At 55.5% G+C, this 14,108-nt stretch carries 8 protein-coding genes and 2 pseudogenes; 7 read left to right on the top strand and 3 right to left on the bottom strand.

Annotated elements, in window-relative coordinates; translation table 11 throughout:
* Positions 1-116: 116 nt before the first annotated feature.
* Positions 117-1,409, top strand: a complete 1,293-nt coding sequence (locus AC1D1M_RS05960; RefSeq protein ID WP_477774902.1) for an OprD family porin — start codon at positions 117-119, stop codon at positions 1,407-1,409.
* A 201-nt stretch (positions 1,410-1,610) separates the two neighbouring features.
* On the opposite strand, the gene AC1D1M_RS05955 is transcribed toward AC1D1M_RS05960, so the two are convergent.
* A complete protein-coding gene (locus AC1D1M_RS05955; protein ID WP_477774901.1) occupies positions 1,611-2,309 on the bottom strand; it encodes an XdhC family protein in 699 nt (232 codons plus the stop codon).
* A 70-nt stretch (positions 2,310-2,379) separates the two neighbouring features.
* On the opposite strand from AC1D1M_RS05955, the pseudogene AC1D1M_RS05950 reads away from it, so the two are divergent.
* Positions 2,380-3,656, top strand: a pseudogene (locus tag AC1D1M_RS05950) (tyrosine-type recombinase/integrase); the annotation flags it as partial.
* A 253-nt stretch (positions 3,657-3,909) separates the two neighbouring features.
* Here AC1D1M_RS05950 and AC1D1M_RS05945 read toward each other — a convergent pair.
* Both AC1D1M_RS05945 and AC1D1M_RS05940 read right to left on the bottom strand, forming a co-directional pair.
* Positions 3,910-5,341 (bottom strand): annotated as a pseudogene (locus AC1D1M_RS05945) (IS1182 family transposase).
* A gap of 264 nt (positions 5,342-5,605) precedes the next feature.
* Positions 5,606-7,012, bottom strand: a complete 1,407-nt coding sequence (locus tag AC1D1M_RS05940; protein ID WP_477774900.1) for a DUF1254 domain-containing protein — start codon at positions 7,010-7,012, stop codon at positions 5,606-5,608.
* A gap of 902 nt (positions 7,013-7,914) precedes the next feature.
* On the opposite strand from AC1D1M_RS05940, the gene AC1D1M_RS05935 reads away from it, so the two are divergent.
* The 5 genes from AC1D1M_RS05935 (at position 7,915) to AC1D1M_RS05915 (ending at position 13,968) form a co-directional block, all read left to right on the top strand.
* Positions 7,915-8,943 (top strand): AraC family transcriptional regulator, encoded by a 1,029-nt coding sequence (locus tag AC1D1M_RS05935; RefSeq protein WP_477774899.1) that lies wholly within the window; start codon positions 7,915-7,917, stop codon positions 8,941-8,943.
* Between the two features lie 288 nt (positions 8,944-9,231).
* A complete protein-coding gene (locus AC1D1M_RS05930) occupies positions 9,232-10,509 on the top strand; it encodes an OmpP1/FadL family transporter (protein WP_477774898.1) in 1,278 nt (425 codons plus the stop codon).
* A 95-nt stretch (positions 10,510-10,604) separates the two neighbouring features.
* Complete coding sequence (locus tag AC1D1M_RS05925) at positions 10,605-12,086, top strand: DUF1254 domain-containing protein (protein ID WP_477774897.1); 1,482 nt, start codon at positions 10,605-10,607, stop codon at positions 12,084-12,086.
* A 151-nt stretch (positions 12,087-12,237) separates the two neighbouring features.
* Positions 12,238-12,912 (top strand): DUF3313 domain-containing protein, encoded by a 675-nt coding sequence (locus tag AC1D1M_RS05920; RefSeq protein ID WP_477774896.1) that lies wholly within the window; start codon positions 12,238-12,240, stop codon positions 12,910-12,912.
* Between the two features lie 243 nt (positions 12,913-13,155).
* Entirely contained in the window at positions 13,156-13,968 is an 813-nt protein-coding gene (locus tag AC1D1M_RS05915; protein WP_477774895.1) for a transporter, read from the top strand.
* Positions 13,969-14,108: the final 140 nt, after the last annotated feature.

Below are 14,108 nucleotides of genomic sequence, written 5' to 3'. Positions count from 1 at the left end.
GCAGCTCAAGCCAGGCCCGCGAACCATCAGCCACCTCATGTTCAAACCCCTCCTGCGGACAGGCCTCGACCTCGTCTGACGGGAGGCGCTTTGTCCTCATTCCAGAGATCAACAGCATGCACACTCCTGCACTGCGCAAAGCCCATGCAATCAGCGGCGCCCTAGGCGGCTGCCTGACACTCGGCCTGGCTCCGCACCTGCTCGCCGAAGAAACAGGCTTCATCGAAGGCGCGACGGCCAACGTGCAACTGCGCAACTACTACTTCAGCCGCGATTTCTCGGACATCGTCGGCCCCAACAAGCAATCCAGGGCCGAGGAGTGGGCCCAAGGCTTTATCCTTGATGCCCGCTCAGGCTACACACAGGGCAGTATCGGTGTCGGCGTGGACGTGCTCGGCCTCTACGGTGTCAAGCTCGACAGCAGCCCGAGCCGGGCCAGGACCGGACTGCTGCCGACACACGACGACGGCAGATCCGCCGATGAGTACGGCCGCCTGGGTGCGGCGATGAAACTCAAGGTCTCCAGCACTGAGCTGAAGATTGGTGAGCTGCGGCCCAACCTGCCAGTACTGGTCTACAGCGATCTGCGCCTGCTGCCGCCGACCTACCAGGGCGCTTCGCTGGTTTCCAACGAATTGTCCGGACTGACCGTAAACGCTGGCCAGCTGCACTCCACCAGCCTGCGCGACTCGAGTAACACCCAGGAGATGTATGCGCTGATCAATGACCCGATCAACCCGGCGCGTATCGCCAATTTCACCAGCGACCGCTTCAACTATCTGGGTGCCGACTACAGTTTCAACTCCAATCACACCAGCGTCGGTCTCTGGCAGGCGCAACTGGAAGACATCTACCAGCAGCGTTACTACAGCTTCAAGCACGCCGAGCCAGTAGGTGACTGGACGCTAGGCATAAGTGTCGGCTACTTCGATGCCCGCGACGACGGCCGGAGCATCGCCGGCAAGCTCGATAACCATGCACTGTTCAACCTGTTGTCGGCGAAGCGCGGCGGCCATACCTTCTACCTGGGCTACCAGCAGATCGGCGGTGACGATGGTTTCATCCAGGTTGGCGCCAACACCAACCCGCTTGGCAATACCCTACCTACCTACGAGTTCGCCGCACCAGATGAACGCTCCTGGCAAGTCCGGCACGACTACGACTTCGTCGCCCTCGGCATTCCCGGTCTGACCACCACTCTGCGCTACGTGACTGGAGACAACGTCACCACTGGGCGGGGGTTTGAAGGTCAGGACTGGGAGCGCGATCTGGATATTGGCTACGCTGTCCAGAGTGGAGTGCTGCGTGGAGTGGGTATCCGCATCCGCAACGTTACTGCGCGCTCCAACTACCGTAGCGATATTGATGAGAACCGGCTGATCCTCAGCTATAACATCAGCCTTTTCTGATAGCCGTACCCGCCGGAACTTTCAGGCAGAGTAAGCCAAGAACCTGGGCACCATCAGCGACGGTGCCCAGGAGCCGACGTGGCGAAGCAGAGCCTCAGCGAGCATCATCACCCTCGGGAAGATCACCCCGTGGTGAACCGGCGGTTGAGGCGCCACTACACAAGGACCCAACATAAATCAGTAGCACGCTTCGGGCAGACGCTACGCTTCCATTTTCGCCTGCAGGCCGCCCACCGCTGGAGAGTGGGTTGGCTCACAAGCTTGGTGAATGGTGGTCTTGCGGTATTTCAGCATGCCCGTGATCTCGCCAACAATGGTCAAGGCCACGCTCGCCGGGGTATCGCCCCCCAAATCCAACCCAATCGGATAATGAAACCCGGGCACAACTTCTGGCGAACGGGCCGATGCGCCCATCTCATCAAGCAGTCGTTCTGTTCGCTCTCGAGGACCCAACTGCCCGACATAGGTGGGAGAACATTGCAAAACGTTTTCAAGCCTATACCGATCTTGTCGATAGCTGTGGGTCATGATCACCACTGCGGCACCGTCGACAGCACTGGATAAGTTAAAGGGTTCGTTGATAGGTGCAACAATGACCTGGCTTGCTCCAGGGAACCGTTCCGGGCGAGTAAAGTACGCACGCCCGTCCACCACCGTTACATGCCAGTTCAAATCCCTGGCGAACCGCACCAAAGGCTGGGCGTCATGACCCGCGCCAAAGATCATCAGTCGACGCTGTGGCGCGATGTATTCAAGAAAGACCTCGACTTCATCGGCACCGCTTCCGTAAATCATCAACTGAGACTTCTTGCGCGCAAGGGTACTGCGCAAATCACCCTGCAGGGCGTGTTGAAGCGCTTGGCAGCGGATGCCCTCACACGCGTTCATAAAGGCGTTCATTCCCATTCGAGCACCGACTCGCACACGGGCTGTTTGGCCCGCGGCTATGACGGTCGCCAGTGTTGCCGGTTGGCCGCGCAAATCCCTGACGGACATCCGCAAGGCACGCAACCAGGCCCGAGCGCTCATCGATGAGCAGATCAATCCCAACGAACACAAGAAAACCGCCAAAGCACAGGCATACGCCGCTGCTAAAGTAGAGGCTGAACAAGTAAAAACGACGAAGGTGCAAACGCTGACCGTCCAGGATCTGGCCAAGGCCTGGTTGTTGGATGGCGTCGCGCGTAAAGACGGCAATGGCGAGTTGCAACGACGCTTTAACAAGGACCTTTTGCCAGCACTCGGCAGGACAGCGGTGAACAATGCTTCCGAACACGATGTTCGGGCGCTGATCCGCACCGTGGTCAACCGCGGCGCTCACCGGCAAGCCATCAGCTTCTTCGCCGACCTCACCCAGATGTTCAGCTGGGCGAGAAAGCGCCACCTTGGCGGGCGTTACTGGTTGAGGGTGATCCGACTGAACTGGTCGACATCTCCCCATTGATCCCTGCCGACTACGAAGCGGAAAGAAGCCGCATCCTTTCCCCGGCTGAGCTGTTGGAACTGCATAACCGCTTCCAACAAATGACCGCCGACTACAACGCCCTCCCCGCCGGCCAAAAATATGAAGGCATTCGACCACTGAAGAAAGAAACTCAACTCGCGCTCTGGATCAGCCTGGGCACGCTGTGCCGGATTGGCGAGTTGCTGCAAGCCGAATGGAAAAATGTCGATCTGGAGCGGCAAACGTGGTTCCTCCCCAGTGAAAACGTCAAAGGCTCCCGGGGCAAGAAACAGGACCACCATGTCTTCCTCTCCCCATTCGCCCTGCATTTCTTTCAGGAACTCAAGACCCTGACAGGAGACTCCCAGTGGTGCTTTCCGAACAAGCAGGATGATGGGCATGTGGACGTAAAGGTGGTGAGTAAACAGGTCGGCGATCGCCAGGCCCGGTTCAAAAACCGCAAGGCCCTCTCCAGACGGCGTCATGACGACACCCTGGTCCTTGCCGACGGCCAGAACGGCAACTGGACGCCGCATGATCTGCGCCGCACGGGCGCGACGATGATGCAAGCCTTAGGCGTTAGCTTTGACGTCATCGATCGCTGCCAAAATCATGTACTGGCCGGTTCTCGGGTGAGACGCCACTACCTGCATCACGATTATGCCGAAGAGAAGAAGCACGCCTGGAACCTGTTGGGCGATCGACTCAGTGCCGTGTTGTCCTCAACCTACGAGTATCCGCCAGCAGAAACGATGATGTCTTTTCCTGTGTATACCGCGACTGGCTCTTTACCGCCTTCTTAAGTCGGCGTTTTTAGTGTTGAGTCCTCATAATTGCGCATACATCGCCGAGCTCGTTCTTCAGCTTGATTTCGGCTTTATGACTGGCAGAGATCGGCCCAGAGTGTGTAAAAACGCTCTGACCTCATCGTCTTGGAGCATCGACGTTCGTTGGCTGAGCGATCGCACGGTCGATGCTGCGGGTCGCATCGGTCGCGGACTGGAACACGTCTACGTAGTTTTTACAGCCTCTGGGATGGGCCAAGATCAGCCTTTTTTATGTCGACAGCGCCTTCATCAAACCGTGAGCACCGATGATTTTCATGACCCGTTTCATGTTGTAGGCGAGCACATTCAAGCTCATCTCCGCACTCACCCCGGCCAGCTTTCGCGTCAGGAAGTGCGTCGTACCCATCCATTGTTTGAGCGTCCCTAAGGGATGCTCAACCGTCCGTTTTCGGACTCGCATCATCTCCGGGGCTTTGCTCAGCCGAAGCTGCATCTCCTCCAATACGGTTTCATGCTCCCAGCGTCGAATTCGTCGTTCCGTGCTCGGTGTGCATTGCGACTTCAAACCGCAGCCCTGGCATTTCGAACTCCAGTAACGATGCAACTTCAGGCCTTTTTCAACGTAGGAGTAGTGCCAGATCAGCGCCTCTCCAGCCGGGCAAATGTATTCGTTGTTTGCCGCGTCACAGATGAAGGCATCGTTATTGAAACGACCGTCAGCCTTGGCTCCCGAGGTCTTCGGCTTGGGCACATAGGCGATGATGCCGGCATCGTGGCAAGCCAGGACTTGCTCGCTTTTTGAAGTAACCTCGGTCAGCCACTACCGACAGCGTTTCTGACGCTATCGCCTCGCGGGCCTGCTTGGCCATTGAGCTGAGTTGATCGCAGTCGGAACCGACGTTGGTCACCTCGTGCGCAACGGTCAAATGGTGCTGAGTATCGAACGCTGTCTGTACGTTATAGCCGACAATTCCCGTACCGCGCGTCATCATGGAACGAGCGTCTGGATCGGTCAGTGAGACCTGTTTATCCGGCGATTCATTGAGCTGGATTTCGATCGCTTGAAGCTCCTTCATTTGCGTCTTTAGCTTGGCGATTTTATCTTCCAGCCGCACGGCACTGGGCTCGGAAGCTGTTGGTGCTTGTCGATCGGCAGCATCCAGTGCGGTCAGATAGCGACTGATGCTCGATTCAATTTCTTCCATTCGCCGCTTCAGTTTGGCACTGGTGAAATTGCGATCGCGGCTGTTGACGGCCTTGAATTTACTGCCGTCGATGGCGACCAGATGTTCTCCGAACAGTCCCAACTGCTGACACAGCACCACGAACTGGCGACAGACGCCTCGGATGGCCTTGCTGTTGTCTTTTCGGAAGTTGGCGATGATCTTGAAGTCCGGCACCAAACGCCCGGTCAGCCACATCAGCTCGACGTTGCCTTGGGCTTCTCGCTCCAAACGTCGGCTCGACTGGATGCGGTTGAGATAACCGTAGATGTAGATCTTCAACAAGACCGAGGGATGGTAAGCAGGCCGGCCAGTGTCGGCTGGAATAACGCCTTCAAAACCCAATTTGACCAGGTCAAGTTCATCGACGAAAACGTCGACTACGCGCACCGGGTTGGTATCGCTGACGTAGTCGTCGAGACTCTCGGGAAGTAAGGTGCCTTGGCCTCGATGTTCACCTTGGATAAAGCGTTTCATGGGCGATCCTTGCGATGAAATCCTCAGAAATCATAGCAAGGGTTCGCGAAGGCGTTCTTACACACTCTGGGCCAAAAGGAGCCCGACGCGAGTGCCTGATCGGTGAGTAACCATGGTCGTCATTCACGGCTTACCTGTACCTATGTATACAAGAGCTTATGACGCAGCCTTGAAATTTCGCTGAACCCTGCCTCTGTACTCGCTCAATGCGAAGCGGTTAATCGATAACTGCTTCGCATTGAACTCAGTCGAACCTCTGGCCGTTTAAATCCGCTTAACCGATGGAGGGTTCCATTTGCCATTGAGTGCTTCGGGCTTGGGTGCATAAAGACGCATGGTCAGATTGAACGCGCCCTCGGGCGCAGGCAGCCAATTGGCCTCCTTATCTTTGCCAGGGCTCTCGTTTTGGATGTACAGGTCAAGAGAACCATCCGCGTTGTTTTTGAACGGCATCCAACTGCTGACGGCAAATCGATTGAGCACGTTCCCCACCTGGAAGCCCTCATCGTCATAGAGCGTGACAGACCAAAATGCGTTTATCGGTGGGATATTGCTTTTGTCGAAATGGAGCGTGTACTTGTTGACGCCGTCGAGCGGTTTGCCGGTGTCGTCGGCGAGGTTCAACGGGTAGATTGCATCCTCTGGAAGGTTAGCGCCGAGACCTTGTTGCGCAACGATGGCGCGCTTGAGGTAGTAATTGCCGTAGACCCCCATCGTGTCAGTGTTCATCGACCAGCCGTTAGTGACTCGGGCAAGTGTCTCCATCTTCCATTTCATGAGCTCTTGCGCTTGTGCCGGTACCTTCTCAAGTGTCTGCTTCAACGCCGGATCGAGCTTGTTGATGTCAAAGCTCTTACCAGGTTCAAGACCAATTTTTTTCATCTGCGCGATGATCGGCTGGTCAGTGTCGTGGGGAGGATTGACCTTGAGGAGTTCGGCGGCGTATGCAAAGTACTGGTCGGCCGGCATGGTGTCGACCTGTACCTTTGGTGGCGTTTTCATGTCGATGCTCGGGTCAATCTGCACCGTTACCGGCTCCGCAGTTTTGCCCCAATGCGAGAGCGGAGTCACCTTGTAACCGGCCTGGATCTTATGCACCGCGGCGTAATCCGGTTCTCCATCGGTCTTGGTGCGGCCGATGACCCAGACATAAGACGTCGGGGCCGGAAGATGCGTAAAGCCCTCCGGAACAGTTCCGCTCCAGCCAGGCGGGGTCACTAGAAAATTGCCCGCTTGGGTACCGGTTGTCCGCCAACCGGGGGAGGCAAAGACATCCGTCCACATGTCGAGCATCGGCAGAAGGTAATAGCGTCCATCGGTATCCGGCGCGGAGATCACCAAAGGTTCCTTGGTAAGATCCAGCCACGCGGAGGAGTAGAGCGTGTCAAAATTCAAGCGAACTACCGCTTTCATATTTGCTGGCGGATACGCCGGAACGCTCACGAAAGTATTCATTGGGCCTTTGCCGAACGATTTACCGGGCTCAATGTTGGTGAACTGTTTGCGGGAGATATCCATGGACAACAGCGGATAGAAATAGGTGTAGGCATCGATGCCAATGGCATACGCTTCTTCAGCGGTAAGCCCCGACTGAGCATGTACTGCCGACAATGGCAGCAGTCCTAAGAATGCCATCGTCAATGTGGAAGCTTTTAGCAGTTTGATATTCATTATCGACAAACTCCGGTAATTTCGGGGCGGCGCTGCTATTCAAACGCTTTAACCAGCACTGTTCACTTGCCGTTCACAGCGTAGTCGGTTTTTCGTGCCTCAATCATCAAGAGGCAATAGCAGCTGTTGGTCGATAACGTTGAGTGGATGCGAGAGTCAGCTTTGGGTTGTGGCCCATCGCGACAGGCAGCTATCGGCTCAATAGCGGTCTTCGCAGATAAACGAAGTCGGACACATCTGCGTTCCCAAAGCGCCGGCAAGCTGCAACACTTGTGCGCGGACAGTCACCTTGCCAATCCAGAAAAAAGGGGGCCCATTCCCCCCTGTAGGCTTCACTTTATTTTTTATTTTTGACCAAGTGCATGTTCGCGTCGCCCGACCAAGCTACGGTATTTACACACCGTCCGAGTGGGAGGCAGCCGGTCACCAATGCTTCGCCTGTATACAATTGAAACCAACAGTTTTCATGAGTGAGGACAAGCATATTTTTTAGCGGATGAGATCCAATAAAGCTTCGAGCACCTCACGCGGCAATGGCACGTCGCTAGTCAAGACCTGTTTTTCCTGAGTATATCGGAGCGAAAACACCAGAAGAATGCCCTCTAACCTAGCTTCCTCGATCTATGGAAGCGGCTATTAGGGTGGAGCATAGTCTCTATGGACCATTTGAAAAAAAGCGCATCCGTGCTAAAACCAATGTATTCAATGTTATATATTTTTGGATGCAATTAATGCGCACGACTCGTGTATTCGATGATTCGGCCCAAGGACTGAGGGGCGGCGCAGAACGGCCGCGAGGTGTCAGGCGCTGGCTCATGGGCGCTACGCTCTTTTGCTCGCCATGTGTCAGATGTTCGCCAACGTGGCCAATGCGCCAGTTTCAGGAATGATCGCGAGCTAATATGCCCTCAAAAAAATCATCTTTAAAAATCGGCGGACCTGGAGAAATTAGTACAAGCCCATTCCGTAGGTTCCCGGAAGTAGTTGACGCGATAGGGGGGTCCTCGCGAAGCGTTTTCAAAGACGCTGGTATCAGCCTTGAGCAATTTGCAAATGAAGACAACCACCTCGCCTACATGGATGTTGCTCGTCTGTTCAACACGGCATTCGAACACACTCAGTGCCCCCATATTGGCCTGTTGATCGGTGAGCGCTTTTCGCTGGATAATTTGGGACCGGTAGGTCAGCTTATGCGTCTCGCGACTACACCAGGCGACGCATTAAACGATCTGGTCGGGCATGCCAATCTCTATGATCGTGGTGCGACCCCACTCCTTCTTCCCTTGGCGGGCCAACATAGTTTGTTGGGATATGTCATTTATCGCCACGACCTGCCCAATCAATCATTACTTGTTGACACTGCCGTCATGGTTGGCCTCCAAATGTTGCGGACATTGTTAGGCGCTAACTGGACGCCCGTTCGCGTGCAGTTTTCATATCGCAAGCCATCAGACATCACCCCGTACATCAGAAAATTTCGCTGTAACATTCAGTTCAATGCAAGCATTTCCGGACTTGTAATAAACAATCAGCAACTCCGACAAATTCAATGTACGGCGAATCCACGCTTACACCATCTGCTTAAACTGGCTATTTCGACCGCCACGTCACACTTGACGATGTCAGAACAAATAAAGAGCCAGACATACGCTCTATTATTGAAAGGCCAGGCAAACTCCAGGCACATCGCCAGTCAATTCTCATTGAATGAAAGAACGCTGCGACGCCGGCTGGATGCGGAAGGTTCTCACCTCAAAGAACTGATCACCGACTCCAGAAGCAACTTCGCGCGGCAGCTCTTGAAAGATACGGATTTGCCGATATCCATAATCTCTCAGACCCTTCAATACCAGGATCCAAACGCCTTCTCCCGCGCGTTCAAAACGTGGACAAATACGTCACCACAGCATTGGAGAGATGGACTGGGGTAACCTCCATTGAGGGTTGATTCAACAATTTCCATACACCCGCGATACCGCGCGCACTGTCCGAAAATGCAAGATGCCTTTCTGATGATTGCCGTAAAGTGAACGCAACAACAGGCTGATTGCAAAGCTGATCTTCGGTTTTTTGTGCTGTTCATGAGGTTGGCGATTAGTTGCACCTGCGGGTGGAGTTCCGCGCAGACACTCAAGAAGGCCACACGAATAAAAGACGATGCCCTGGCCTTGGGGCGATGCAAGCGACATAGACTGAGTGATCTGATAGAGAGGGATTTCATGCAATTAAATAAAAGTGTGTTGTCGATTACTGTTCTTGGTGCGCTGACACTCTTGACCAGTGGCCGCAGTGTTGCCGGTGGCCTGATGTTGTACGAAACCGCCACCGACAACGTCGGACTGGCCAATGCCGGTGCAGCGGCCCGGGCACAGGGCCCTTCGACCATCGCCAGCAACCCCGCAGGCTTGAGTTACCTCAGCGGAACACAGATCTCCGCTGGCGCTCAGGTTCTTTTTGGTGACTTATCGTTTGATAAAGACAGTGAAACCAATACACCGGGCACTGGCAGTGGTAACGCGCTCAATCCCATACCGGGTGGCAGTTTCTTCATCAGCCATCAACTGGATGATCGGTGGTCCATCGGCTTCGGCTCCTATGGCGATTTCGGCCTCGCTGAAAACTACGACAACGACTGGTCCGGCCGTTATTTCGTACAGAACGCGAGCATTGCGGGACTGTCACTGGTACCCAGTGTCGCCTATCGCTTCAACGATCAATGGTCCGTCGGCGTCGGACTGAAAGCCATGTACGGGACGCTGAAGAGCGAAGCTGCGATTGATCAGGCGCCGCTCGGACTGACACAACGGGGTGACGGCCAATACAAATACCGGGACAGCACCTGGGGTTACGGCGCCAACGCAGGCGTGATTTATGCCCCAAAGCCCGGTACCCGGATTGGCCTGGCTTACACCAGTCAGGTTGACCTCGACTTCGAGGATCGCCTGGATGTGAAGAGCAGTGCTCCGTTGGTGAGTCGCCTCAACAGCCTCAACACCAAAATCGACCTGAAAGTACCGCAAACGGCGACCCTCAGCCTGTACCAGCAACTGGATACGCAATGGGCTTTTCTGGCCTCGGTCAATTGGCAGGACTGGTCGAAATTCGGCGACATCGGCATTGACGTAGACACGTCCAGAACCGGTTCTCGGGCCGCTTCAATCGATGCGCATTACAAAGACACGTATCAATTGGCGCTTGGTGCTCAATACCAGATGAACCAGGACTGGGTCTGGGATTTCGGTGTCGCCTATGACACGTCCGCGGTGTCCGACGGTAATCGTACGCTCACCGTGCCCATGGGCGCCGCCTGGCGCTTCGCCACTGGCTTTACTTATTCGCTGAATAAAGAGACAGACGTGAATTTCAGCTGGGTCACGGTGTGGATGGGGGACATGCCAGTCGATCAGCAAAAATCTCTGTCTGGCAATCGTGTATCAGGCGAGTTCGACAACGCCTGGATTCAAGCCCTGACCGCCAACATGACTTGGCGCTACTGAGAAAAATCCAAGAGTGTTTCAGGTGTCATTCCTAGTATCTAACCGTCGGCATGAACACTCACGACACCAGCTTGCACAAAACTAACGAGGTGAAAATGAACAGGAAGTCTCACAGTAGCTGGACAATGGCTGCGGCACTCGTCGTAGTGGGTTCAACGCTTTTCGCGGGGTGTGCGAGCAAGAATGATCCGATCGCGCAGGCAGACAAGGCGGATGTGGCCAAGGGCGTACCTGCGCCGAGTCTCGAGCAGACCAAGGCGATCGCCGAGGAAGGCTTTATCTACGGCTTGCCGCTGGTCATGAACTACGCCGTGATGAACGAATTCGCGGTGGACTCCAGGTCCAGCCAGTTCAAGGCCCCCTTCAACCAACTGCACAACGATCATAAGGTCGCGACCCCCGCTGACACGGCCATCATTACCCCCAACAGCGACACGCCGTACTCCTTTCTCTGGGCCGACCTGCGCGCAGAGCCGCTGGTGATCACCGTGCCGGCCGTCTCCAAAAAGCGCTACTTCTCGGTGCAACTGATCGACGGCAACACCTATAACTACGGCTACATCGGCAGCCGGGCCACGGCCAGCGCGGCCGGGAGCTACCTGATCGCAGGCCCCGACTGGAAGGGTGCGACACCTCCAGGCATCGACAAGGTGTTCAGCTCCACGACCCCTTTCGCACTGACGCTGATCCGCACCCAGCTGTTCAATCCGGCCGACATGCCGAATGTCGAGAAGCTGCAGGCGGGTTACAAGGTCCAGCCGCTGTCCGCTTTCCTCCATCAACCCGCGCCGCCCACTGCGCCGAAGATTGCTTTCGTGCCGGCCACCACGGAGGGCATCAAGGCCAACTTCTTCGAGTACCTGTCGGCCGCGCTGGAGTATGTGCCAGCATCGGCTGAGGACAAGGCGATCCGGGCGAAGCTGGCCAGTATCGGCGTAGGCCCCGGTCGCAGCTTCGAATTCAAAGACCTCTCGCTCGAGCACAAGGCCGTGGTCCTGCTGGGGATGAAGGCCGGCGACGAGAAGGTCGACAAGTTCCTCTCGAGCGGAATGAAGAACATCGACGGCTGGAGCGTCGGCGCGTTCTTCGGCGACCAGGCGTTCTACAAAGGCGACTGGCTGATGCGGGCTGGCGCCGCGAAGGCTGGTCTGTACGGTAATGACGCCGCCGAGGCGATGTACCCCTACACGCGCACCGACGGCACCGGCCAGACGTTGAATACCGGCAAGCACAACTACACGCTCACCTTCCCGGCCGGCAAACTGCCACCCGTCAATGCCTTCTGGTCGGTGACCATGTACGACGGCAAGAGCCAGCTGCTGATCAAGAATCCGCTCAACCGTTACCTGATCAACTCGCCGATGCTGTCGGCCATGAAGAAGAACGCGGATGGCTCACTGACCCTGTACATCCAGAAGGATTCGCCAGGCAAGGCCAAGGAGTCCAACTGGTTGCCGGCGCCTGACGACACGGCCTATCTGGTGATGCGCCTCTATTGGCCGAAGGCCACGCAGCCTTCGATTCTTCCCGCAGGCAGCGGTAGCTGGCAGCCGCCGGCAGTGGTGGCATCGAAGTAACGCTACGCTGCGACTGCTTGCAGTTGGCAAGCAGTCGTTCGATTGCTCAGGCAGAGATCCGGCGGGCCTTATTGCCGAAAGGGCTGAGGCCACAGGGTCTGGTCTTGAATAACAGACATTCAGGAACACATCCCTCAAGGAGTACCGTTATATGAACTTCTCGCACAAATGGATAATGGGTGCCGCACTGAGCAGCTTGTTATTGACCGGCTGCGTATCGAAAGTTACCGAGCAAACACAGTATTCCGGTTTTCTAAAGAGTTATGACGGTCTGCAGGAAACCACCTCGCCAAGTGGCGTGGAAGTACTTCGCTGGGTGGCGCCAGGATTCAAGCCTGCGGATTATTCCACCGTGGTCTTCGAGCGTTTGGAACTGTATCCGGCGCCCAAGCCGGATGAACGTGTGGACCTGAAAACATTACAGGAATTGCAGTCCTACACCACTGAAAGCGCCAAGCAGGCATTGTCTCAAAATTACGTGGTCGTTCCTGATTCCAGAGATGTTCGCAAAGACGAGCGAGCGCTGATCCTGCAGGCGGCAATCACTGGCGTGACAGCCACCAACGAAGGCATGAAATGGTACGAAGTGGTGCCGGTCGCGGCAGTCATAGGTGCAACTCAGGCCGCCACGGGTCATCGCGACCAGAATACCGAGCTGTATATCGAGGCGGACTTGATCGACGCCAAAACTGGCGCACCGGTCGCAAAAGCCGTGCGTAAAGTGTTTGGCGAGAACCTGAAGAACGCCAGCCAGAAAATCACCGCGAATGACTTCAAAGCGGCCATCAAGGGAATGACCAGCGACATGCAGACGTTACTCAAGTAATCGACACGGCAGCGATAAAGTTTTACGACTCCTCGTGCCCGGGCTCGACAAGACTGGGTTACGGGGGGAAGTTGAACGTGTGAAATAAGTAACCTCAGTATGAAGCAGGCATGCCCACAACAGATCGGGTGCCTTTATCGTTTTGCGCTGAACTCGAGGTGCTCAAGCAGTTTCTGCCGATCGTTAGCGGGCTCCCCTTGATAGTCGAGGAGCCCGTGGCGATCCGCATTCAAGGATTTCAACATGTACAAGCGCATTGAACGGCTTTTGCTCGCACTTTCGGCTTTCGGTATATCCGTTTCCAGTCAGGCTGACGATCAGGCGGAACTGGCTAAACAGTCATTGAATCCAGTCGCGGCACTGTACAGCTTGCCCATCCAATACAACTGGAATCAGAAAATGGGGCCCTCCGGCAATGGAATCCAGAGCGTCACCAATATCCAGCCGGTATTACCCTTCTCACTCAATGACGATTGGAATCTGATCTCTCGCACGATCCTCCCGGTCATTGATCAGCATGGATTGGCACCGAGGGGCATTGCCGATAAAAGCGGAGTGGGCGACACCACGCAAAGCTTCTTTTTCTCTCCCAAAAAGCCCACCGAGGACGGCTGGATCTGGGGCGCAGGTCCCGCGCTGCTGTTACCGACCGGTAGTGATGAACTACTGAGTAGCGAACAATGGGGGATTGGACCGACAGCGGTGGCGTTGAAGCAGGCCAACGGCTGGACGACCGGTATTCTGGCGAACCACATCTGGTCGCTGGACAACAACCCGGCCAATGACAAGGAGAAGGTCAATCAGACGTATCTGCAACCCTTCCTGGTCTATACCACAGCGTCGTACACCAGTTTTGGCATTAATACAGAATCCACTTACGACTGGGAAGCCAGGGAGTGGAATGTGCCGATCAACCTGTTCGTTACGCAATTGTTCAAAGTCGGCAAGCAGCCCATGAGCCTTCAGGTGGGGCCGCGATACTGGGCGGACAGTCCTGAAGACGGTGCACACGGTTGGGGCTTTCGGGTGGCGTATACACTACTCTTTCCCAAGTGAAACGATCCGTGAGATGTGCGTTTAGCGCTCGAATGATTGATCGCCTGCGATTCGGTGAGATTCGAGAAGTTGTGTCCTGGATGGGCACAGATATGCATCAAGATCGTCAGGGGTTCCTGCCTTTGGGGAATATCGCCTGA

It is taken from the genome of Pseudomonas sp. P1_F7, assembly GCF_056405655.1.
This window is presented reverse-complemented; position numbering and strand designations above follow the sequence as displayed.